Source organism: Deinococcus sp. (genome assembly GCF_018260555.1).
GTDB lineage: Bacteria > Deinococcota > Deinococci > Deinococcales > Deinococcaceae > Deinococcus.
In genome coordinates, this window is the sequence record NZ_JAGLBB010000034.1 from 1 (window position 1) to 21,046 (window position 21,046).

22 protein-coding genes are annotated in these 21,046 nt (G+C 68.7%); 12 read left to right on the forward strand and 10 right to left on the reverse strand.

Annotated features, from left to right (window positions below; genetic code table 11):
- The 3 genes from QZ271_RS08065 to QZ271_RS08075 form a co-directional block, all read right to left on the reverse strand.
- Positions 1-1,277, reverse strand: a 1,277-nt coding sequence (locus QZ271_RS08065) for a HAMP domain-containing sensor histidine kinase (RefSeq protein WP_291430306.1), incomplete at its 3' end; no start/stop codon positions are given.
- A 7-nt stretch (positions 1,278-1,284) separates the two neighbouring features.
- Entirely contained in the window at positions 1,285-1,947 is a 663-nt protein-coding gene (locus QZ271_RS08070; RefSeq protein WP_291430308.1) for a response regulator transcription factor, read from the reverse strand.
- Positions 1,948-2,143: 196 nt separating this feature from the next.
- On the reverse strand, positions 2,144-2,503 hold the full coding sequence (locus tag QZ271_RS08075; RefSeq protein ID WP_291430310.1) for a DUF1232 domain-containing protein: 360 nt from the start codon (positions 2,501-2,503) through the stop codon (positions 2,144-2,146).
- A 431-nt stretch (positions 2,504-2,934) separates the two neighbouring features.
- Here QZ271_RS08075 and rplU point away from each other — a divergent pair, with 431 nt between their 5' ends.
- The 3 genes from rplU to obgE all read left to right on the forward strand — a co-directional run bounded on the left by rplU (position 2,935) and on the right by obgE (position 5,271).
- Entirely contained in the window at positions 2,935-3,237 is a 303-nt protein-coding gene (gene rplU, locus QZ271_RS08080; RefSeq protein WP_273990351.1) for a 50S ribosomal protein L21, read from the forward strand.
- A 14-nt stretch (positions 3,238-3,251) separates the two neighbouring features.
- Entirely contained in the window at positions 3,252-3,527 is a 276-nt protein-coding gene (gene rpmA, locus QZ271_RS08085) for a 50S ribosomal protein L27 (RefSeq protein ID WP_291430313.1), read from the forward strand.
- A 403-nt stretch (positions 3,528-3,930) separates the two neighbouring features.
- Positions 3,931-5,271, forward strand: coding sequence for a GTPase ObgE (gene obgE, locus QZ271_RS08090; RefSeq protein WP_291430315.1), 1,341 nt, complete (start codon positions 3,931-3,933; stop codon positions 5,269-5,271).
- Between the two features lie 72 nt (positions 5,272-5,343).
- Here obgE and QZ271_RS08095 read toward each other — a convergent pair whose 3' ends face one another.
- Positions 5,344-5,835, reverse strand: coding sequence for a DUF3105 domain-containing protein (locus tag QZ271_RS08095; protein ID WP_291430317.1), 492 nt, complete (start codon positions 5,833-5,835; stop codon positions 5,344-5,346).
- Between the two features lie 161 nt (positions 5,836-5,996).
- On the reverse strand, positions 5,997-7,457 hold the full coding sequence (locus tag QZ271_RS08100; protein ID WP_291430320.1) for an MBL fold metallo-hydrolase: 1,461 nt from the start codon (positions 7,455-7,457) through the stop codon (positions 5,997-5,999).
- A 331-nt stretch (positions 7,458-7,788) separates the two neighbouring features.
- On the opposite strand from QZ271_RS08100, the gene QZ271_RS08105 reads away from it, so the two are divergent.
- Both QZ271_RS08105 and QZ271_RS08110 read left to right on the forward strand, forming a co-directional pair.
- On the forward strand, positions 7,789-8,286 hold the full coding sequence (locus tag QZ271_RS08105; protein WP_291430322.1) for a universal stress protein: 498 nt from the start codon (positions 7,789-7,791) through the stop codon (positions 8,284-8,286).
- Complete coding sequence (locus tag QZ271_RS08110) at positions 8,283-9,194, forward strand: L-lactate dehydrogenase (protein WP_291430324.1); 912 nt, start codon at positions 8,283-8,285, stop codon at positions 9,192-9,194. The genes QZ271_RS08105 and QZ271_RS08110 overlap by 4 nt, the downstream gene beginning before the upstream one ends.
- Here the strand turns inward: QZ271_RS08110 and QZ271_RS08115 are convergent.
- The 3 genes from QZ271_RS08115 to QZ271_RS08125 all read right to left on the reverse strand — a co-directional run bounded on the left by QZ271_RS08115 (position 9,166) and on the right by QZ271_RS08125 (position 12,034).
- Positions 9,166-10,365 (reverse strand): LptA/OstA family protein, encoded by a 1,200-nt coding sequence (locus tag QZ271_RS08115; protein ID WP_291430326.1) that lies wholly within the window; start codon positions 10,363-10,365, stop codon positions 9,166-9,168. The genes QZ271_RS08110 and QZ271_RS08115 overlap by 29 nt on opposite strands.
- A 145-nt stretch (positions 10,366-10,510) precedes the next feature.
- On the reverse strand, positions 10,511-11,404 hold the full coding sequence (locus QZ271_RS08120; RefSeq protein ID WP_291430374.1) for an LptA/OstA family protein: 894 nt from the start codon (positions 11,402-11,404) through the stop codon (positions 10,511-10,513).
- 18 nt (positions 11,405-11,422) lie between these two features.
- Positions 11,423-12,034, reverse strand: coding sequence for a hypothetical protein (locus QZ271_RS08125; RefSeq protein WP_291430327.1), 612 nt, complete (start codon positions 12,032-12,034; stop codon positions 11,423-11,425).
- Positions 12,035-12,125: 91 nt separating this feature from the next.
- Here QZ271_RS08125 and QZ271_RS08130 point away from each other — a divergent pair, with 91 nt between their 5' ends.
- The 4 genes from QZ271_RS08130 to QZ271_RS08145 are packed head-to-tail and all read left to right on the forward strand — an operon-like array spanning position 12,126 to position 14,509.
- On the forward strand, positions 12,126-12,896 hold the full coding sequence (locus QZ271_RS08130; RefSeq protein WP_291430329.1) for a TatD family hydrolase: 771 nt from the start codon (positions 12,126-12,128) through the stop codon (positions 12,894-12,896).
- A gap of 56 nt (positions 12,897-12,952) precedes the next feature.
- A complete protein-coding gene (locus tag QZ271_RS08135) occupies positions 12,953-13,267 on the forward strand; it encodes a helix-turn-helix transcriptional regulator (protein ID WP_291430331.1) in 315 nt (104 codons plus the stop codon).
- A complete protein-coding gene (locus QZ271_RS08140) occupies positions 13,264-13,866 on the forward strand; it encodes a hypothetical protein (RefSeq protein ID WP_291430332.1) in 603 nt (200 codons plus the stop codon). The genes QZ271_RS08135 and QZ271_RS08140 overlap by 4 nt, the downstream gene beginning before the upstream one ends.
- 37 nt (positions 13,867-13,903) lie before the next feature.
- Positions 13,904-14,509: a nitroreductase gene (locus tag QZ271_RS08145; protein ID WP_291430333.1), complete on the forward strand. Its 606-nt coding sequence runs from the start codon at positions 13,904-13,906 to the stop codon at positions 14,507-14,509.
- A 252-nt stretch (positions 14,510-14,761) separates the two neighbouring features.
- On the opposite strand, the gene QZ271_RS08150 is transcribed toward QZ271_RS08145, so the two are convergent.
- Positions 14,762-15,301 (reverse strand): hypothetical protein, encoded by a 540-nt coding sequence (locus tag QZ271_RS08150; protein WP_291430334.1) that lies wholly within the window; start codon positions 15,299-15,301, stop codon positions 14,762-14,764.
- Positions 15,302-15,554: 253 nt separating this feature from the next.
- On the opposite strand from QZ271_RS08150, the gene QZ271_RS08155 reads away from it, so the two are divergent.
- Positions 15,555-16,298 carry a DVUA0089 family protein gene (locus tag QZ271_RS08155; protein ID WP_291430336.1) on the forward strand — a complete coding sequence of 248 codons (744 nt, stop codon included), beginning with the start codon at positions 15,555-15,557 and terminating at the stop codon, positions 16,296-16,298.
- A 38-nt stretch (positions 16,299-16,336) separates the two neighbouring features.
- The gene (locus QZ271_RS08160; protein ID WP_291430339.1) at positions 16,337-19,027 is read left to right on the forward strand and encodes a S8 family serine peptidase; all 2,691 of its coding nucleotides are present in this window, start codon (positions 16,337-16,339) and stop codon (positions 19,025-19,027) included.
- Positions 19,028-19,244: 217 nt separating this feature from the next.
- Here QZ271_RS08160 and cmk read toward each other — a convergent pair whose 3' ends face one another.
- The gene (gene cmk, locus QZ271_RS08165; protein WP_291430341.1) at positions 19,245-19,865 is read right to left on the reverse strand and encodes a (d)CMP kinase; all 621 of its coding nucleotides are present in this window, start codon (positions 19,863-19,865) and stop codon (positions 19,245-19,247) included.
- A gap of 124 nt (positions 19,866-19,989) precedes the next feature.
- Between cmk and QZ271_RS08170 the strand changes: the two genes are divergently transcribed.
- The gene (locus QZ271_RS08170; RefSeq protein ID WP_291430343.1) at positions 19,990-20,814 is read left to right on the forward strand and encodes a peptidylprolyl isomerase; all 825 of its coding nucleotides are present in this window, start codon (positions 19,990-19,992) and stop codon (positions 20,812-20,814) included.
- Positions 20,815-21,046: the final 232 nt, after the last annotated feature.

Consider the following 21,046-nt stretch of genomic DNA (forward strand, 5'->3'; position numbering starts at 1 on the left):
ACCCCGGACGCGTCGGCCGTGCGGCTCACGTCCGGGCGGTAGAAGGCTTCGCCCAGCCGGGCCAGCGTGGCAGCGTCCACGCCGGGACCGTCGTCGCGCACGCTGACGGCCGCGCCGCCCGGCACGGCCCGCACGGTCACGGTTACGGTCGCCTGCGGCGCGTGCCGCACGGCGTTGGTCGTCAGATTCCAGATGGCCTGCCCCAGCAGCACCCGGTCGCCCGGCACCGTGACTGGCCCGCTGGCCGCGAGGTCCACGTCGGCCAGCGGATCCAGTTCGCGGGCGCGGTCTACGGCGTCGGCCGCGAGCTCCAGCAGCGGAACCGGCGCGCGCTGCACCGCCCCCGGATCGCGGGCCAGCAGGAGCAGGTGATTGGCCAGCGTGGAGAGCCGCGTGATGTCCGTCCCGATCTCACGCAGGTCCGCGCGGTACCGCCCGGCGTCCCGGTCACGGGCCAGGGTGCCTTCCACGCGCGCGGTCAGGGCCGCCAGCGGCGAGCGCAGGTCGTGCGCAGCGGCCCGCAAGAACCCCTGCTCGCGCTCGCGGGCGTCTGCCAGCCGCGCGAACGCCTGCTGCAGGGTCAGTGCCAGGCGCGCCAGTTCATCCCCGCGCCCCGCGCCGGGCAGCGGGCGGCGCAGGTCCCCGCCCTCCCCCACCGCCCGGGCCGCGTTCTCCAGCGTGCGCACGGGCCGCAGCAACCGCCCCGCCACCACCCACCCCACCAGCAGTGAGAACAGCAGGGCCAGCGGCAGCAGTACCGTCAGCGCCTGCCCGAACGCCCGGCGCGCGTCGGTCAGCGCGCGGGCGTCTACGGCCACCTGCACCTGCACGCGGCGGCCCCCCACGCCGCGAACCAGGATCAGGTGCTCGCCGTCCCGGCTGAGGTACGCGCCTGGCCCCGCCCGCAGGTCCAGCGGCACACCCGGCGGGAACGACCGCGTCTCCACCGACGCCAGTTCAGCCGCCTGCACTGCCACCAGCCGCAACTCCACGCCCCGGCGGCCCACCTCGTCAGCCACGCGTTCCAGGTCCGACTGCGACACGGTCGCCACGCCCAGCAGGGACTGCAGCAGGGGGTCGCCCTCCTCCGGGGACGGGCGCAGCAGTCCCTCCACGCGGCCCTGCACGGCCCCTACCACGCTCAGGAGCCGCTGCTCCTGCGCCTGGCGCAGAAACCCGTTCACCGCCCAGAACAACCCGGCCGCGACCAGCGCCACCGCCAGCCCGGTCGCCAGAGCCGCCCACAGCGCCAGCCGCGCCCGCAACGTCAACTTCACGTGATCCTCAGCGTTCCACGCGGTACCCGCGCCCACGCTCGGAACTGATCGCCTCGGGCGCCAGTTTGCGCCGCACGTACCGCACGTACACATCCACGATCCGGGCCTCGCCACCGAACTCCGGGCCCCAGACCCGGTCAATCAGGTCCTCCCGCGTGAACCAGCGCTCAGGCGCCAGCGCCAGCGCCTCCAGCAGCGCGTACTCGCGGCCCGTCACGGCCACCTCCGCGCCGTCCCAGGTGACCGTACGCGCCACCGTATCGAGCGCCCCGCGCCCACCCGCGAACGCCACGCGCGGCGCTCCCGCCCCCCGCTCGCGGCGCGACAGGGCCCGCAGGGTCGCTAGCAGTTCCGGCACCGCGAACGGCTTGACCAGATACGCGTCCCCGCCCAGATCCAGGCCCTCTACCCGGTCACTCAGTTCACCGCGCGCCGTCAGGAACAACACCGCCGAATCCACGCCCTGAGTGCGCAGTTCACGCGCCACCTGAAACCCGTTCATGCCCGGCAGCATCACGTCCAGCACCACCAGCGGGAACTCGCCCATCACGGCCGCCTCCAGCCCCTCCGGGCCGGTCTGCGCCCACGTGACGGCGTACCCGGCCTCCCGCAGCGCCTCCATGGTCGGCTGCGCGATGCGGGCGTCGTCCTCCACCAGCAGCAATCTCATGAACCCCAGTGTACGGGGGGCGGTTAAGGGAGCGTGATACGGACTGCCGTATTAAGGACGTTGAAGCTCATATGGCGCCATGCCGGGAAAGCGCCGGAACCTCTCCATTCCCGCTCCAACGTCCTTTCTTCTTCTCCGCGCTCCGCGCGGTTTATCTACAAAATAAACAAGATAAACGCAGTGTACTTCGCTATTTTTACCCGCTCACAGCCCGCCAAAGCAGCCAGCCGCCCAGGCCCGTGAGGAGCAGCAGGGCCGCGATCCCGGCGGGAATCAGCCACGGCAGGCGGCGCTGCGCGCGCAGGCTGCGGCCGCGCGCCTCGGTCAGGACGGGTTCGGGCAGGGTGCGGGCCGCCAGGGCCAGCAGGGTGGGCACGATCAGCACGTCGTCCGCGACGCCCAGCAGGGGGGTCAGGTCCGGCAGGAGGTCCAGGGGCAGCAGGGCGTAGGTGACGGCCAGGGCCGCCATGAGTCTGGCGCCCGCGGGCGTGCGGCGGTCCCCGAGGGCGAACAGCAGGGCCAGCGAGTCGCGCCAGCCGGAACGGATACGTGCCATCACGCTCCTCAGTACGCGGTTGGGGGCGCGGTCGTTGCTGGGGGGGGTGCCCGACCCGGAAGCGGGATGGTATGCTGGCGTGGTCCGCTGTGCCGGGGCCCGCCTTGTGGGTCAGGGCCAGCGCTGGAGGTCAGGAAACAACTGACTCGCGTCCGCGCGAGTTCACGTGTACCGCGAGGACACGTCACTGGAACCGGGAACACGCACGCAACGAATACGACTGGTTTCCTGCGTGGCAGGTGCCGGTGTTGCCTGCCTTACCCTGCGTTCCGGTTCCTGAGTTCCGGACACCGGGTGTGTTCCTGCGCTACCGCTGGCGGCCCGGTTGTGGTACAGTTCTTGCTTGGTGACCCGCCCCTTGTGGTGGGTGCGCAACAAGGTCCAAGCCGTCCGGGGCAGCGATTCCCGGCCGTGCGGCAGGAGGAATCACAATGTTTGCAATCATTCAGACCGGCGGGAAGCAGTACCGCGTTCAGGAAGGCGACGTGCTCCGCGTCGAGAGCCTGAAGGGCGAAGCGGGCGACAAGCTCGACCTGACTCCTCTTTTCGTGGGTGGCGACAAGGCCCTGTTCGGGGACGCCGTTGCCAAGTTCATCGTGAACGCCGAAGTGGTCGAGCACGGCCGCGGCGAGAAGATTTACATCCGTAAGTACAAGAGTGGCGTGCAGTACCGCCGCCGCACTGGCCACCGCCAGGACTTCACGGCCATCAAGATTCTGGGCATCAAGGGCTAAGGGAGCAGACCGACATGGCACACAAGAAAGGCGTAGGTTCGTCCAAGAACGGACGTGACAGCCAGCCCAAGTACCTGGGCGTGAAGAAGTTCGGCGGCGAGCAGGTGCTGGCCGGTAACATCCTGGTCCGTCAGCGCGGCACCAAGTTCAAGGCTGGCCCGAACGTGGGCATGGGCCGCGACCACACACTGTTCGCACTGGAGCACGGGAAGGTCGTGTTCACGAACCGTGGCGCCAAGGGCCGCTTCATCAGCGTCGAAGCTGTCCAGACCGAACTCGCCGCTGACTGATAGGGTTTGCGTCTGTTTCGCTGACAGGCCCGGAATCCGCTTGTCTCATACGGATTCCGATTGATTTGGTGCAGTTCCGAATCAATCCGAGCGGACGCGAGTAGGACCAAGATGCGCCCCTTCGCGATATGGAGCCGCAGGCGGTGTCTTCCCGACTGTGGCGCAGTGGAGCGGCAGTCCGCATCATACCTGCTCGGCTCGGATTGAACGGTTTCCCTTTCAGCCGGAGTCCGCATGAGACCCTGCGGGTTCACAGGCAGCCAAGCGCCCTGCCCCGGTAAAGGGGAGGGCGTTTTTTACGGTTCGTGCGCGCAGAACAGTTCCAGGAGTGCAGGACGGCAGGTGCAGGGCGAGGACGGTGCCGCGGGGCACGCACCTTGCCCCGAAGGGAGAGGTGAGTGCAGTGGCTTTTCGTGACGTACTGAATATCGAGGTGGCCGCCGGGAACGGCGGGGACGGCAGCATGAGCTTCCACCGCGCGAAATACATGGAGAAGGGCGGCCCGGACGGCGGGCACGGCGGGAAGGGCGGCAGCATCGTGCTGCGCGCCATCGAGGGTGTGGAGTCGCTGGAGCGTCTGCTGGGCCGCCGCAAGTTCAAGGGCCCGAACGGCGCGTACGGCGAGGGCCGTCTGCGCCAGGGTTCCGACGGCGAGGACATCTACATCGACGTGCCAGTCGGCACCACGGCCTTCGACGAGGACAGTGGGAAGGTCATCGCGGACCTCGTGCGGGTCGGGCAGACGAAGGTCATCGCGCGTGGCGGTCTGGGCGGGCGCGGGAACAGCACGTTCACGAGCAGCACCCGTCAGGCCCCGCGCTTCGCGGAGCTGGGCACGCCCGGCCAGAAGCGCCGCGTGCGCCTGGAGCTGCGCCTGATCGCGGACGTGGGCCTGGTCGGCTACCCGAACGCCGGGAAGAGCAGCCTGCTGGCGGCCCTGTCGCGCGCCAACCCGGCCATCGCGGATTACCCGTTCACGACCCTGTCGCCCATCCTGGGCGTCGTGGACCGCGTGGACACGCACGGCAGTCCGCTCGACGAGCGACTGACCCTGGCGGACATTCCGGGCATCATCGAGGGCGCCAGCGAAGGCAAGGGCCTGGGCCTGGAATTCCTGCGGCACATCAGCCGCACGCGCGTGCTGGTGTACGTGCTGGACGTGACGCGCGACCCCGTGGGTGAACTGGCGCAACTCCAGTCCGAGTTGCGTTCCTATGACCCCACGCTGCTGGAGCAGGTCTCCCTGATCGCGCTGAACAAAGTAGAACTGGTAGACGAGGACCTGGCCGGAATGGTCGAGGATGAACTGATCGGGTCGGGCCTGCCGGTCCTTCAGGTGAGCGCCAAGGAAGGGCTGGGCCTGAAAGAGCTGCGCGAGTCGCTGTTCCAGCTGCTGCCGGACCGGGAACTGTGGGCGCAGACGCATGCGCTGGACATCGAGCCGGACGTGATCCGCGAGGCTCCGCTGAGCCTGGAGTTCCGCATCGACCCGGCCGCGCAGGGCGTGGGCATCGTCAGCGACGGGCAGCCCGAGCGGGTCTGGAAGGTCGTGGGCGGGGGCTTCGAGGAACGCATCGTGCGCTTCTCACGGTACCTGGAGGAAGCCTCGGAGTACCTGGGGAATGTCTTTAAACGCCAGGGGCTGTACAACGCCCTGAAACGTGCCGGGGCGCGCGAGGGTGACACGGTCGAGATCGGCCCGCACCGCTTCGAGTACTTCGACGAGGACGAGAACAAGGGCTGAACCTGCCCGGGTCAAGGGCCGGCAGGCAGACTGCTCTGCCTGCCGGCCCCCTTCCTGCCTTGCCTGACCGCTTCAGCGGGTGCCGCTGTACCCGCCGCTGCACGCCGAGCCGCGTTCCGGGGCGGTCGGGCCCTGCTCGTACTTGTCGAGGAAGGTTTTCAGGCGGGCGTCACCGGGCCGGTCGACTTTCAGCTGGGCACCCCAGGCGCTGATGGCAATAGGCTGGTCCAGGCCCTCGTAGGGGCTGAGCAGGGTGTAGGGCCGGCCACCCACCAGCGTCTTCAGGGTGTCGAGGTCGGCGGCGTCCAGGTCGGGCCGGTAGGTGACCCACACCGCGCCGTGTTCCATGCTATGCACGGCGTACTCGTTGTACAGGGGCTTGCTGTACACGCCGCAATTCTGCCAGACCGCGTTGTGCGGCCCGCCCGCCGGGGGGTTCTCGGCGTACACGAGCGAGCCGCTGCGGTGATCACCGGCCGGGTACGTGAAGGTCTGAAGGCCGTCAATGCCCCTGGAACCGCAGGCGGTCAGGGCGAGCAGCAGGAAGGGCAGGGCGCGTTTCATGCACACCCAGCGTAGCGCGTGTCCGCCTGCCATGCCCAGGGCCATGTCTCCCGCGTCCGCTCTTAGACGGACTGCACTCCATACCGCCCAATCCGACTATTGTTCCCAAGCACGTCCGCTCGGATTGGTTCGGGATTGCACCGAATCAATCGGAATCCGCATTACTCGGTACTCTCGGCGTGCGAGCCGCGCGGCAGGGTGACCACGAAACCAGGGGGGTGGCCGTCCGGGTAGCCGGGGCCGGTCAGGTCCACGGGCTGCCGGTCCGGGACGATGTCGCCCTTCAGGCCGCGCGTGGCGAGGACCGGCAGGAACGAATCCATGACGTCCGGTTCGCCGTGCACCAACCACACGTGCGGCGTGCCGGCCGTGGACAGGAAGGCCAGCAGGTCGTCCTGATCGGCGTGCGCGGAGAACCCGCCGATGGTGTGAATGTGGGCGCGCACGGCGATGTCCTCGCCCATGAGGCGAACGTGGTCCGCGCCGGTCACGATGCGCCCGCCGAGACTGCTGGGCGACTGGTACGACACGCTGATCAGGCTGGTGCTGGGTTTCCAGAGGTGATGCTTGAGGTGATGCTGAATCCGGCCGCCGGTCATCATGCCGTTCCCGGCCAGGATGATGGCGGGACCGTCATAGCGGTTGATGCGCTGCGATTCGGCGCTGGTGGGCACGACGTGCAGTGTGCTGGGCCGGAAGGGGTCCTCGCCGTCGCGCAGGGCGCTGCGGACTTCCGGGATCAGTTCGTCTCCGAACTCGAAGTACTCGTGCGTGGCGCGGGCCGCCATGGGCGAGTCGAGAAACACCGGGATGCGCGGGACCTCGCCGGCGTCCATGAGGCCCTTGATGGTATGCAGGATCGTCTGCGTGCGTTCGATGGCGAAACTGGGAATCAGGATCTTACCGCCCTGCGCGGCCGCCTCGCGCAGCGCGTCACGGAACTCGGCGAGCGTGGCGTTCCAGGCGCGGTGGGTGCGGTTGGCGTAGGTGCTTTCCAGGACCACGGCGTCGGCGTGGGATGGGGGCGTGAAATCCAGTTGCAGGCCGCTCTCACGATTCCCCAGGTCGCCGCTCATGATCAGGCGCGCGTCACGGCTCTCGATCAGCAGGTAGGCGCTGCCCAGGATGTGCCCGGCGCGCTGGGGCGTGACGCGCAGGCCCGCCACGGGCGCCGTCTCGCCGAAACGCAGGCTGGGGCGCAGCAGGGCCAGGACGCGGTGCACGTCCTCCTCGCCGTACAGCGGGGGCGCAACCTGCTCGTCGGGAATGCCCTGGCGGCGGGCGCGGCGCAGGTCGTGCCGGTAGCCGTCCACCTGAAGGCGCGCGGAGTCCAGCAGAACCGTCTCGGCCAGCGCGGCGGTCGGTTCGGTGCAGTGAATAGGCCCCCGGTACCCGAGTTTCACGAGCAGTGGCAGACGGCCCACATGATCCAGGTGCGCGTGCGTGAGAATCACGGCGTCCAGGCCCGCCACGTCGAACGGCAGGGGCTCGCGGTTGCGGGCCTCCAGGTCGTCGTTGCCCTGGAACAGGCCGCAGTCGATCAGCAGGTGCCGGCCGTCCAGCGTGAGCAGATGCATGCTGCCGGTGACCGTACCGGCCGCCCCGAAACTCTGAAGTTGCATGACGCAGTCTACCCAACCGTGACGGCGAGCCCCGACGCACAGCCGCCCGACACCTCTGCCTCCACGGGGGCGAAGGCGGGTCATACGGATTCCGATTGATTCGGTGCAGTTCTGAATCAATTTGAGCGGACGCGAGTAGGAAAAAGATAAGGGTTTCGCGGTATGGAGCCGCAGACGGCGCTTTTCCGACTGTGGTGGAATGGAGCGGAATCCTTATCACATCCCTCCCCCACTGCCGGCGGCCCACGCCTTCACGGGTCATCCGGGGCGGGCCTTTAGTCGCCCTTCAGGTTCAGCCGCGCCCCTGACAGGGCGGGTGTACGTTCAGGGCATGAGCGACCCCACCCAGTCCGCCCTGAACGCTGCCATGACCACCGCACCGGCCGGATTCCAGCGGATCGTGGTGGGCGTCGACTTTTCCGAGTCGTCCAGTCACGCGCTGACGACCGCCCGCAGCCGGTTTCCCGGAGCGACCCTGCGGCTGGTGCATGTGACCGACGCGCGCGTGACCGCCGCGCCTGACCTGATGGGTGGCGTGAGCGCCGCCATGCCCGACCCGACGCTGCTGCGCACCCTTGAGGACGCCGACGCGACCCGCATGCAGGGCGTGGCGCAGGCCGGTGAGGAAACCGAACTGATGGTCGGGGACCCCGTGACCGGCCTGCTGGAAGCGGCGGGCCGCTGGCAGGCGGACCTGATCGTGGTCGGCACACACGCGCGGGGTGCGCTGGAGCACTTCTTCCTGGGCAGTACGGCCGAGAAGGTCGTGGCCCGCAGCCCCATTCCGGTGCTGACCGTGCGCAACCTCGCCGGGAGCGGCCGCGAGTGAAGGTCGGGATTGTCGGAGCTGGACTGGTCGGCGCGACCGCCGCGTACGCCCTGACGCTTCGCGGCTCATGCAGCGAGATCCTGCTGACCGATCAGGACGAGGCCCGCGCGCGCGCCGAGGCGCAGGACATCGCGCACGCCTCGCCGGTCAGTCACGGCGCCCGGGTCAGCAGCGGCCCCGTGGCGGACCTGCGGGGCAGCGCGGTCGTGATCGTCGCGGCCGGCGCGAACCAGAAGCCCGGCGAGTCCCGCCTGGACCTGCTTCAGAAGAACGCCGCCATCTTCCGGGAGTTGATTCCGCAGATCGTGGCCGCCGCGCCGGACGCCGTGGTGCTGATCGCCACGAACCCGGTGGACGTGCTGACGGACCTGGCGGTGCGCCTGGCGCCCGGCGTGGCCGTGATGGGCTCCGGCACGGTCCTCGACAGCGCCCGGTTCCGGCACCTGATCGCCGGGCACGCCGGAGTGGACGGCACGAACGTGCACGGCTACGTGCTGGGTGAACACGGGGACAGCGAGGTCATCGCCTGGAGTACCGTCACCGTGGCGGGCCTCCCGGTCGCGGACTTCATGGCCGCGCGGAACCACGAGTGGACGCCCGGCATCCGCGCGCAGATCGCGGCGGACACGCGCGGCGCGGCGGCGCAGATCATCAGCGGGAAACGCGCCACGTACTACGGGATCGGCGCGGCCCTGGCCCGCATCACCGAGCGTGTGCTGGGCGACCGGCGGGCCGTCCTGACCGTCAGCGCCCCCACCCCCGAATTTGGCGTGAGCCTGAGCCTGCCGCGCGTGGTGGGACGCAGTGGCGTGCTGGACACGGTCCTGCCCGCCCTGACCGACACGGAACGCGCGGACCTGGACGCCAGCGCCGCCGTGCTCAGGGCGTCCCTGGCGTCCCTGGACTGACCGGCGCTGGACTGACCGGCGCTGGAGGGCCGGGCGCGGCCTTCACAGGCGGCAGCGGATCCGCCGGCGCGGGGGTGGCCGGCTGTCCCTGGACCGGAGCGGCTGGTGCACTGGCTGGCGGCGCACTGGCTGGTGGTGCGCTGCCCGGCCCGGTGTCCGTGAACTCGCCCGTGATGGTGCCGCCCTCAGCCTTCACGGCGTACACCTCGTTGCGGTCCAGGTCGTACACGATGACCCCGGCGCGCAGGGTGTCGCCGCCCTTGACGCTCTCGGCGGGCTCGGTGGCCGTGCCGTACAGGCGGGCCACGTTGCGCGTGTCGTCGTACTCGACCCGCGCGGCGCGGCTGACCCGCCCGCCCGCCGAGTTGAACACCACGTTCCCGACCAGCGTGGTTTTCTCGTCGTCCACGCTGACCTCGATGCGCTCACTCTGGCCGGTCAGGGGGTCGGTGTCGCTGCGGCGCGTGAACCGGATCGGCCCGTCGATGCGGGCCACGCCGTCGGCGCTGTCGTACACCAGTTTCTGACCGCGCAGTTCCGTGCGGCCCTGCGTGACCAGCACGGTGCCCGGCGCAGGTTTCGGGGCGGCCTGCACCTCGCAGCGGGTCAGGCGGTCCCTGGTACCCGGCGGTACCTCGTCCCGTTCCAGAAAGCGGCCCGTGCCGGCGCTGGCCTCCACGCGGCCGTCACTGCCGCCCTGCCCGTCTTTCGGGGCGTTCTGTGTGACCACGGCCAGCGGCACGCGGATCACGTTCTTGTCGATGGTGATCTGCACGCCGCCCGCGCCGGTCTCGCTGAACACTGCCAGGGTCGGCGCGCCCTCCGGGTCGTCCGGGAGCGGCTGGCACAGCGCGAACACGCCTGTGGTGTCGTCCGTTCCGGTCTTCACGATCACGATGCGGCGGTCCTTGCCGTCCTTCTCGCTGCGGCGCACCAGGGTCAGGCTGGCCTGCTCCGCACCGGCGTCCGGCGCAGCGTCCGGTGTGGCGGCGGCTGGGATGGCGGGGTCTGGGCTGGTGGCGGCTGGGCTGGTGGCGGCTGGGGCGGGTTGCGGCGCCGTTTCGGTCGGGGCGGGCAGGCTGGGCCCGGCCTGCTGCGCCCGCCCGCCCGGCACCACACCCGCCGCCAGCAGCGCGCTCAGGAGTGCGGCAGTCAGGCGGGTGCGGGGCATGCGCGCAGTTTATACGGGTTCCGTCTGTTTCGCTGACAACCCGGAACATCGCCGGGTTCTCAGCTCCACGCCCGGAACCCGCTTCTCTCCCACTCGCTTCGCTCGGATTGAAGGGTCTTGACAGCCCCTTCAACCGGAGTCCGTATTACTTCTCGCCGCGCAGCTTGAACTGCTCGGCCGGAACCTTGTACGCCGAGTTCAGGGCGCGCACGCGGCCCAGGTCGGTGCGCTGCTCCAGGTATCCGCTGGCGGGGGCCTTGACGGTCACCTTGCTCTTGCTGTCCACGCTGACGGCGTTCCCGACCACGTACGCCACGTTCTTGCGGTCGTCGTAGTACACGGCGTCGCCGGTGGTGGTGGTGGTGCCCTGCACGAGTTTCACGCCGCCGCGCACGTACAGCGTCTTGGTCTTGGTGAGCGCGCGGACTTCCTGGCCGGTGATGACCAGTTCCTTCTGGTTCGCCTTGGCGGCGCGGGTCAGGCTGGGTTGGCCGGTCAGCTGCGCGAGTTCGCGGTCCTCGTCGAACACCAGCCTGTCGGCCTGTCCGTTCTGCGTGCCGGTGGAGAGGGTCACGCTGCCCGTACTGGTGGACACGTTGTTATCCACGTCCAGGCTCATCTGCGCGGCCTTGATGCTGACGGTGTCGCCGTCCTCTTTCTTCTCGGGAGAGAAGGTGGCGCTGGCGTTGCCGCTCAGCACGCCCTGTCCGGTCGTCTCGTCGTACGCGAGGGTGCTGCCGGCGGCGCTGAGGCGACCGCGCGTGACCTTCACGGCCCCGGTGAAGTTCGCGGTGCGTTTGCCTTTCGCTTCGATCAGCGGCGTGCCCCTGGGCGCGGCCAGCACGGCCTGGGACGCCTCGATGTTCAGGGTGCTGACCTTGGCCTTCACGGGACTGCCGGTGAAGGTCAGGGGTCCGTTGCGCACGTCGCCGCGCGGGCCGCCCTGAATGGTGATCAGGCGGTTGGCGTCGGCCTGCGCCAGCACGGGCGCGGCGACGGTCAGGAGGGCCAGCAGGGACACGGTCTTGGCGCGGTTCATCATGGGACTCCTTGAAGGTCAGGCTCCGGGAACGCGCTGGCCGTTCTCGCAGCGTTCCGTGCCGTCCAGGTCGTATTGCAGGGTTGAATTGGCGTTGTCAGAATCCTCGATGTTGAAATCGAAACTCATGCGGAGGTTCTCGACGTGCCCGGTCATGAGCGGCGAGTCGAGTTCCGCGACCGGCGCGCTGAAGCCGCTGCCCTGCTCGATCTTCACGGGCGTCTGCTCGGTGCCGGTCAGGTCGATGTCGGCACACTGCTGTACCAGGGTGATGCGCGCCTGACGGGTGGTCATGTTGTCCTGAGCGTCGATGGTCAGGTCCGGGGCGCTCAGGGTGGCGTCCAGCGTCTGGCGGCCCGTCAGGCGGCCCGAGGCGTCCCGTTCGCGCAGCAACCGCTGGCCCTGGCCCAGGTCGGTCAGGCGCGTCTCGCTGATCAGCGGGTCGTTCGTGACCTGCCCCGCCCGGAACTGCCACACGGCGTCCGGGTCGCGGGACGGGTACAGCGTGAGCTGCACGCCGGACAGGACCGCGCCGGTGGGCACGGCCGTCCGGTCCGCGCCGGGCAGCAGCGCGAAGATCAGGGCGAACCCCAGGATGCCCATCAGGGCGTACAGGCCGAGTTTCTGCACGGGCGCACTCTAGCGCGCCCCTCTCATGAGAGTGGTGGGGATTGGGTGGGAGGCACCCCGGCCCGCCTGCCGCGCGCTTACCCTGGGCGGCATGATCGACTCTCACACCCACCTCGACTACATCGACGATCCGGCGGGCGCGCGCGGCGAACTGGGTCTGAGTGCCATGGTCTGCATCGGCGCCAGCCCCCAGCACGCCCGGAACGCCGTGGCCCTGGCCGAGCAGTTCGGGGACGTGTTCGCGACGGTCGGCTTGCACCCCACCGACACCGACGAGGACAGCCCGGCGGCCCGCGCGCAGATCGAGGCGCTGCTGACCCACCCGCGCGTGGTGGGCGTCGGCGAGAGCGGCCTGGACGACTACTGGGACGACACGAAACGCGCCGCGCAGGTCTCGGCCTTCGAGTGGCAACTGGATCTCGCGCGGCGCAGCGGCAAGGCGCTGGTGATTCACACGCGGGATAAGGCCGGGCAGGACAGCGCGCACCGGGGCGTGATGGACGTGCTGCGCGCGTGGCCGGACGTGCCGGTCATCCTGCACTGCTTCAGCGGGCATCCGGGCCTGCTGCGATTCGGGCTGGAGCGCGGCGAGCACACGCACTTCGGCTTCGCGGGGAACACCACGTACAGGAACGCGCAGGAGATCCAGGCGGCGGCCCGCGACCTGCCCCTGTCCCGGATGCTGCTGGAAACCGACGCGCCCTTCCTGGCTCCCGTGCCCAAGCGCGGGAAACCCAACCGGCCCGGTTACGTGCGCCACACCCTGGAGTTCATCGCGGCCCTGCGCGGCCTGAACCCCACGGAACTGGAGGCCGTGACCGACGGGAACACCCGCCGCGCCTACGGACTGCCGCTGGCCTGACGGTCTCCACGATACCTCGACTTGAGATGCATCCAATCCAGAGGTATCGTGAAGGCATGAACGCCCGCGAGCAACTCCGCATGCTCATCCTGGCCGTCCTGGACCGCCAGCCCGAACACGGCTACGCCATCGCCCAGGCCATCAACACCCGCAGCGAAGGCCTCCTGCGCGCCCGCGAAGGCACCCTCTACCCCGCCCTGCACGCCCTTGAATCCGAAGGGTTCATCGAGAGCAGCGAACATGAGGTCGCTGGCCGCACCCGGCGCGAATACCGCCTGACCGAGAAGGGCCGCGCCACCCTGGCCCGCACCCGCCGCGACTGGCAGGCCCAGGTCGGCGCCGTGCAGGCGGTGCTGGGAGGGAACGCATGACGGACACCCCGACCGACCGTATGACCCTGAACGACTGGCTGACCGTGGCCCTGTCGGGGCTGGCGCCGGAGGTCGCGGCGCGGCTGCGGGCCGAGTACCTGGGGCACGCGCAGGACATGCTAGAGGCGGGTGAGCCGGTGGGCGCGGTGCTGGGGGCACTGGGTGATCCGGCGCGCCTGAACGCGGAGTTGCGGGAGCGGTACCTGACGGAGTACGAGGCGAAGGTGATCGCGGCGCACTCCCGCGCGTGGTCGGCGCGGGCGGTGTGGGGTCCGCTGGTGATGGGCGTGGTGGGGACGCTGGCGGTGTCGGTCCTGAATCCGGCGGTGGGGGCGTGGGCGCTGTTGCTGCCGCTGCTGGGCTTGGCGGGCAGTGGGTGGTTGTGGTGGCTGGCGCGTCGATTGCCGCCGGAGAGGCTGGCGCTCAGGGGGTCGTCGGCGCTGGTGTTTCTGCAGGCCGTGATGCTGGCGGCATTGCAGGGTGTGAACTCGTCGCGACCGGAGCTGTTCCTGCCGTTGTTCGTGGGCGCGGCGGCCCTGGCGTTCGCGTGGTGGGAGTACGGTCTGAACGGTCGGCTGCACGCCAAACTGGGACGGTAGGCGTGCGGGGCAGTGTGGGGCGCGGCATCATGCGGGCATGAACGCTGTGACCGCTGACCCTGCCCCCTTCCCCCCTGCTGCCCTGACGGTGCTGGACGTGATCCGTGCGCGCCGGACGGTGGATATCGGTCTCCTGAAACCCGACCCGGTCCCGCATGAGGTGGTGGGGACGATTCTGGAGGCGGGCACCTGGGCACCGAACCACGGGCGCACGGAGCCGTGGCGGTTCACGGTGTTCACGGGTGAGGGCCGCGCGCGCCTGGCCGAGGTATTCGCGCAGGCGTACGCGGCGGGCAGCGCGCCGGACCGGGAGGACGGGGCGGCGCTCGAAGCGCAGCGCGCGCGGGCGTGGCGGGCGCCGCTGTGGATCAGCCTGGAACTGCACATGCCCGCCAAACCCAACATGCCGGAGTGGGAGGAGCAGGCGGCCCTGGCGTGCGCGGCGCAGAACATGTGGCTGGCCGCCACGGCCTTCGGACTGGCCGGGAAGTGGGTGAGTGGCCCGGTGATGGTCAGTCCGGTCGCAGCGGAACTGCTGGGCGCGCCGAAACTGCTGGGGCTGCTGTTCCTGGGCTACCCGGCGGGCCAGGTGCCAGCCGGTTCACGCGCGCCGCTGTCCGAGAAGGTCACCTGGGTAGAGTGATACGGACTCCGATTGATTCGGTGCAGTTCCGGATCAATCCGAGCGAAGCGAGTGGGAGCGGGGCGGGTTCCGGACGTGGAGCCGGCAATCCGGCGAAGTTCCAGATTGTCGGCGAAACAAACGGAATCCGTATGATACGGAGCGGACGCGAGTAGGACCAACATATGCCCCTTCGCGGTATGGAGCCGCAGGCGGCGCTCTCCCGACTGTGGCGCAGTGGAGCGGCCGTCCGTCTGATTCCGTTGCCGGGGATCAGCGGCTCAGGTCGTACCCGGACAGGGTGGTGAACGGCGCGGGGTTCGCGCTGCCCAGCGGCTGGGACTGGTCGTACACGTTCCAGCCGCTGCGGACCGTCATGGCTGGCAGGACCTCGCCGCCGCCCAGAAGGTCCGGGAGCATTACCTCCGGAATCCTGGCGTCGAGCGGACTGACCACCAGCCATTTGCGGTTACGGGCGACCACCTCACCCACGTCGTACTGCGCGTTGTTGTTCGCGTCATCGAAGGCCACGACCTGGTACACGCCCGCCACGTTGAACACACCCGGAGCCGGCAACTCAAAGCCGAACTGCCAGCTGTTCAGGCTGCTGCCGACCAGGTTCTGCCCGATATCGCTCTTGTTCGTCAGGGCGCCGGGCACGCCTGTCCCGATCAGCGCAAGGCGCAGGCGCGGGCTCTCACCCCAGCGGCCCCCCACAGTCCCGGCCAGCGGGTAGGCGTCCGGCGTGCGGACCTCCTGCGGGCGGCAGGCGACCAGGGCGATGAGCACAAGGGCGGGCAGGATAGGTCGCATGACAGTCAGGGTACCGCAGCGTACAGGGGTGCGGACGCAGGCGCCAGGTCTGCCAACCATGGCAACTGACCTGAATACCAGCTGAGGGCCGCCTGAAACAGTCTTGTGGTATTGGCCCATGAGGCTTATATTTGTCTTCCATAGCAACACTCAGCCTGATCTCACATCAGGTGTCTGAAGGGTCACACGTCTATCTGTTCCAGCAAGGGCTGGCGCCGTCATTCACGTGTACCCCAAGGATCAAGGAGTTTTCATGAAGCGATTCGGCAGCCTTCCCCTTCTGATCCTGACCGGCGCGCTCACTGCGTGCGGTGTCGGCCCCATCGATATGACCGCCCCGACCGCGACGCTGACCATCACTCCGAACGCACTGGTAGCGGCCGGTACCGTGAACATGACGGCCGCCGGTACCGACGCAGACGGCGTCAGCAAGGTCGAGTTCTACGACAACGGCGCCCTGATCGCGACCGATACCACCTCCCCCTACACCGCCAGCAAGGCCTACGCCTTCGCGGACAACGGGACCCACATCCTGAGCGTCAAAGTGTACGACTACAGCGCCAACGTAGGTCAGGACTCCAAAACGCTGACCGTGGCCATCGCCGACGCGAACGAACCGAACGACAGCGTCGCCGCGGCGACTGCCCTGAGTGTCGGAACGCCGGTCAAGGGCGTCATTGCCGGGCAGGACCGCGACCATGATTACTTCAAGTTCACGGCCAGCGCTGGCGAGGCCCTGAAACTGACGGTGCAGAGCGTCAGCGTGGACGCCAAGAGCACCCTGGACCCGTACGTGATGATCCTGATGCCCGACGGCCGCACGGTCCTGGAAAAAGACGATGACAGCGGCGCGGGCCTGGAATCCGAGATCAGATTCAACGCCCCGGCCGCCGGGACGTACACGGCCGTCGTGACCAGCTTCGACATTCACGACGACGCAACCGCCAAGAATGACCGCGCCACGAACAGCTACCAGATCGCTCTGACCCGCCGCTGAGTTCCGCCCGGACCACTTTTGAATTCAAGGAGCTTCCTGTGAACACGGTTAAATCCCTTTCCCTGCTGAGTCTCGCGCTGGTCCTGGGGGCCTGCGGTACCAGTTCCCCCACCGCCTCTGCTTCCACCGGATCGGCGCCCGCCGCCAACCGCGCCAGCATCCTGAACGCCACGCCGAACGCCCCGACCCGCTGGTTCGTGGAACTGACCGGCGATCCCACCCTGCTGAGCGTGCAGAGCGTCAGCGGTCAGCAGGCGACCTTCCGCGCGCAGGCCGCGCAGCAGGGCATCAAGTACCAGGAAGTGCGCAGCTTCCAGACGCTGTTCAACGGCTTTTCCGTGCAGGCCAGCGAGGCGGAGATCAACCGCATCTCGCGTCTGCCCGGCGTGCTGGGCGTGTACCCCGTCAAGGAGATCGCCGCGCCGAAGGTGGAAGTCAACCTGACCGACGCCCTGAGGCCCGACATGTTCTCCGCCATCAAGATGACGGGCGCCGACGTGGCCCAGAACGAACTGGGCCTGACCGGTAAGGGTGTCAAGGTCGGCGTGATCGACACCGGCATCGACCTGGAACACCCGGCCTTCGCGGGCCGCGTGGTCGCCCAGTACGACTTCGTGGGTGACGATTACGATTTCGGCAAACCCACCAAACCCGACCCGATCGCGGACGACTGCGCCGGTCACGGCTCGCACGTGGCCGGGATCGTGGGCGGCAACGACGCCAGCCGGGGCTTCAAGGGCGTGGCGCCCGAGGTCAGCTTCGGCGCGTACCGCGTGTTCGGCTGCGACGGCAGCACGGGCGAAGACATCATGGTCGCCGCCATGGAGCAGGCGTACAAGGACGGCATGCAGGTCGTGAACCTGAGCATCGGGTCCGCCTTCGAGAACTGGGAAGGCACGCCGTCGGCCAAGGTCGGCAGCCGTATGGTCAAGAAGGGCATGGTCGTCGTGGCGTCCGCCGGGAACAGCGGCGCCAACGGACAGTACTCCATGGGCGGCGTGACCATGGGCGATAACGTGATCTCGGTCGCGTCGGTCAGCAACACCGAGATCGAGGTCAGCAAGTTCAAGCTGTCGTCCGGCGAGACCATCGGGTACATGGCGGGCGACCCCGCCCCCACCGGCAAGGCCGGCGTGACCCTGCCCATCACGAAACTGGCCACCAGCACCACCACCACAGCCAATGACGGCTGCCTGGTCGGCGGCGCGAACCCCTACGCGGCCGGTAGCCTGACAGGCAAGGCCGTGTTGATCCGCCGCGGCACCTGCACCTTCTACGAGAAGTCCAAGAACGCCCAGGATGCCGGGGCCAGCGCCGTCATCCTGTACAACCGCGACTCCGGGTACCTGGCTCCCTCGCTGACCGGCGCGGCCCGCATCACCATTCCCGTGGCGTTCGTGAACGACGCCAGCGGCGCCAAGATCGACAGCAAGATCGCCGCCGGCGTGTCCATGACCTTCGCCGACGGCAATCTCAGCATTCCCAGCCCCACGGCGAACACGCTGGACTCGTACTCCTCGTACGGCCTGAGCGCCGACCTGGAACTCAAGCCCGACATCGCGGCGCCCGGCGGGAACATCCGCAGCGCCTGGCCGCTCACGCTGGACGCCAGCGGGTACGCGACCCTCAGCGGCACCAGCATGGCCTCCCCGCACGTGGCGGGCGCCGCGGCGCTGATGCTGCAGGCCTTCCCGAACACCAAGGCCAAGGACATGCGCGGCCTGCTGATGAACAGCGCCACGCTGCGCTGGTACCGCGCGGCGAGCGGCACGCTGCTCACCGGGCTGCCCGATTACGTGCAGCGCCAGGGGGCGGGCATGGTGGACATCGTCGGGTCGTACAACAGCACCGTGCGCGCCACGCCGAACAAACTGAGCCTGGGCGAGAGCGCCAGCTTCGCCACGCGCAACAAGGTCGTGGTCCTGAAAAACACCTGGAACCGCACCGAGACCTTCACGGCGTACCACTCCCCGGCCCTGACGGTCGGCGGGACCACCCTGGCCCCCAGCCCCAGTCAGACGTACGCCACCATGACCATCAACGGTCAGGACGCCGACAAGACCGACGTGATGGTCACGGTCCCTGCCAGCGGCGAGACCGAACTGAACGTGGTGATCACGCCCCCGGCCGGCGCCCCCGACAAGTCCCAGTACGGCGGGTACATCGTGCTTGAAAGCTCCTCGGGTCAGAACATGGTCATCCCCTACGCCGGCTTCAAGGGCGATTACCAGAGCATCCAGGCGCTCGGGAACCTGACCATCGGCGGCAAGAGCTACAACTTCCCTGCGCTGTTCGACGACAAGGAAGACACCTTCTTCGAGGAAGGCGAGGTGGCGACCGCCCCCATCGACTACACCTTCAAGGACATCGCGCTGGATCCCGCCAAGCCCACGGAACTGACCAACGACGCTCCGTACGTGCTGGCGCAGCTGTCCCACCAGGTGCGTAAGATGACCCTGGAACTGCTCGACGCGAACGGCGCGGTCGTGGACACCCTGCTCAAGCAGGAGTACCTGGGCCGCAGCTGCACCAACAACGTCGCGCTGATCAGCACCACCTGCGACGCCTTCAACACCTACGCCTGGGACGGCAAGCTGAGTAGTGGCAAGGCCGCCGCGAACGGCACCTACCAGTTGCGCCTGAAGGCCCTCAAGGCCCAGGGTGACGAGAGCGTCGCCACCGACACCGAGGTATACACCACCCAGAAATTCACGGTCGCGCGCCCCTGATCGCCTGACCCCACTCCGCAGCGCCGCCCCCCATCACGGAGGGCGGCGCTGTTCTTGACACTGCGCTCAGCGCAGGTGGGTCATACGGACTGCGCTTCACTGCGCCACAGTCGGAAAAGCGCCGTCTGTGGCTCCATACCGCGAAGGGGCGTCTGCTATTCCTACTCGCGTCCGCTCGGATTGATTCAGAACTGCACCGAATCAATCCGAGTCCGCATCAGGCGCGCAGGTGGGTCAGGATGGTCTCGATCACGCCCTGAAGGTCCAGCGGGCCGGTGTCGATCACCAGGGCGTCGGGCGCGGGGGCGCTCTGCGCAGTGTCCAGTTCGTCGCGGCGTTGCAGGGCAGCCTCGATGGCGGGCACGTCTTCCGGGCGTTCGCGGGCGCGGCGCTCGGCGCGGATGCGGGCGCTGGCAGTCAGGTAGAACTTGTGGCTGGCGTGCGGGAACACGTTGGTCCCCATGTCGCGGCCCTCGGCCACGAACGGTTCGGGCAGGGCGCGCAACTGGGCGTCCACCCACGCGCGCACCTCCGGCAGGGCGGCCACGACGCTGACACCCCGGTCCACGCGGGTCGAGTGCAGGTCATCCGTGAGTTCCCGCTCGCCCTGCCAGACGCGGTTGCCGCTGGCCAGGGGTTCCAGCCGGACCGGGTGGGCGTCCAGCAGGGCCAGCAGCGGGGGCGCGGCGTGCAGGTCCAGGTTGGCCTCAAGGCCCAGCAGGGTCGCGGCGCGGTACAGCAGGCCGCTGCTCACGTAGGGCACGCCGAGCGCCCGCGCGACACCCGAGGACACGCTGGATTTTCCGCTGGCCGCCACGCCGTCAATGGTCACGATCATCAAGAGGGCAGTGTAGCGCGGCCTCGCCCGGCCCGGCCGGCCCCATCCCTGTTGCCCCCATCCCTGTTCCCCCCATCCTTGTTGCGCTGCGCCGTGCGTCCGGGCCGCTACACTGGGAGGAACGATGAAACACGCTGCCCTGATCCTGACCGCGCTCCTTGCCCTGACCGCCTGCCAGAAAAAGGACGGCGGGGCCGCCTCGCAGACCGACACGACCCAGACCGACACGGCTGCCACGGACACCCCTGCTACCGATACGGCGGCCACAGACACGACCACCGCAGACACGACCACCGCAGACACGACCACCACCGAGACCCCCGCCGCCGCCGGTCCCGCCGTGACCACACCGGGCGCCGTGCCCGCCGGGTACACGCTGGTCCCGGCACTGACCGACAAACCCACCCGCGCCTTCAAGGCCGAACCCGACCCGGCCCTGGAAGACGGCAAGGACTACTACGCGCTGATCGACACCAGCCGCGGGCAGATCCTGGCGGACCTGTACGAGCAGGAAACGCCGGTCACCGTGAACAACTTCGTGTTCCTGGCCCGCAACCACTACTTTGACGGCGTCCGCTTTCACCGCGTGATCGACGGGTTCATGGCGCAGACCGGCGACCCCAAGAGCGTGGATGACAGCAAGAAAGCCGAGTGGGGAACCGGCGGCCCCGGCTACAGCTTCGCGGACGAGTTCCGTCAGAAACTCACCTTCGATGCCAGCGGCATTCTCGCCATGGCGAACAGCGGCCCCGCCACGAACGGCAGTCAGTTCTTCATCACGTTCCAACCCACGGACTTCCTGAACGGCAAGCACACCATCTTCGGGAAGGTCGTGACCGGCGACGACACCCTCCCGAAACTGACGCGCACCATGGACCAGAACAACACCGAAATCAAGGACGCGGCGCCTGACCAGATTCTCAGCGTGCGGATCCTGACCAAGGGCTGATAGGGACTCCGGTTGAATGGCTTCCAGACCATTCAACCGAGCGGAGCGAGTGGAAGCCGGACGGATTGCGTCTGATACGAATTCTGCTCCATTCCGCCACAGTCGGAAAAGCACCGTCTGCGGCTCCACACCACAGAATCCGTATGCTGTTCCTACTCGCGTCCGCTCGGATCGATTCAGAACTGCACCGAATCAATCGGAATCCGTCTGCACAATCCCCCCGTTCCGCGAG

Excerpts from the sequence above, each read along its gene's own strand:
- QZ271_RS08070 (WP_291430308.1), bottom strand. The coding sequence starts at position 1,947 with ATGAGATTGCTGCTGGTGGAGGACGACGCCCGCATCGCGCAGCCGACC.
- QZ271_RS08075 (WP_291430310.1), bottom strand. The coding sequence starts at position 2,503 with ATGGCACGTATCCGTTCCGGCTGGCGCGACTCGCTGGCCCTGCTGTTC.
- rplU (WP_273990351.1), top strand. The coding sequence starts at position 2,935 with ATGTTTGCAATCATTCAGACCGGCGGGAAGCAGTACCGCGTTCAGGAA.
- rpmA (WP_291430313.1), top strand. The coding sequence starts at position 3,252 with ATGGCACACAAGAAAGGCGTAGGTTCGTCCAAGAACGGACGTGACAGC.
- QZ271_RS08095 (WP_291430317.1), bottom strand. The coding sequence starts at position 5,835 with ATGAAACGCGCCCTGCCCTTCCTGCTGCTCGCCCTGACCGCCTGCGGT.
- QZ271_RS08100 (WP_291430320.1), bottom strand. The coding sequence starts at position 7,457 with ATGCAACTTCAGAGTTTCGGGGCGGCCGGTACGGTCACCGGCAGCATG.
- QZ271_RS08105 (WP_291430322.1), top strand. The coding sequence starts at position 7,789 with ATGAGCGACCCCACCCAGTCCGCCCTGAACGCTGCCATGACCACCGCA.
- QZ271_RS08115 (WP_291430326.1), bottom strand. The coding sequence starts at position 10,365 with ATGCCCCGCACCCGCCTGACTGCCGCACTCCTGAGCGCGCTGCTGGCG.
- QZ271_RS08120 (WP_291430374.1), bottom strand. The coding sequence starts at position 11,404 with ATGAACCGCGCCAAGACCGTGTCCCTGCTGGCCCTCCTGACCGTCGCC.
- QZ271_RS08130 (WP_291430329.1), top strand. The coding sequence starts at position 12,126 with ATGATCGACTCTCACACCCACCTCGACTACATCGACGATCCGGCGGGC.
- QZ271_RS08135 (WP_291430331.1), top strand. The coding sequence starts at position 12,953 with ATGAACGCCCGCGAGCAACTCCGCATGCTCATCCTGGCCGTCCTGGAC.
- QZ271_RS08140 (WP_291430332.1), top strand. The coding sequence starts at position 13,264 with ATGACGGACACCCCGACCGACCGTATGACCCTGAACGACTGGCTGACC.
- QZ271_RS08145 (WP_291430333.1), top strand. The coding sequence starts at position 13,904 with ATGAACGCTGTGACCGCTGACCCTGCCCCCTTCCCCCCTGCTGCCCTG.
- QZ271_RS08150 (WP_291430334.1), bottom strand. The coding sequence starts at position 15,301 with ATGCGACCTATCCTGCCCGCCCTTGTGCTCATCGCCCTGGTCGCCTGC.
- QZ271_RS08155 (WP_291430336.1), top strand. The coding sequence starts at position 15,555 with ATGAAGCGATTCGGCAGCCTTCCCCTTCTGATCCTGACCGGCGCGCTC.
- cmk (WP_291430341.1), bottom strand. The coding sequence starts at position 19,865 with ATGATCGTGACCATTGACGGCGTGGCGGCCAGCGGAAAATCCAGCGTG.
- QZ271_RS08170 (WP_291430343.1), top strand. The coding sequence starts at position 19,990 with ATGAAACACGCTGCCCTGATCCTGACCGCGCTCCTTGCCCTGACCGCC.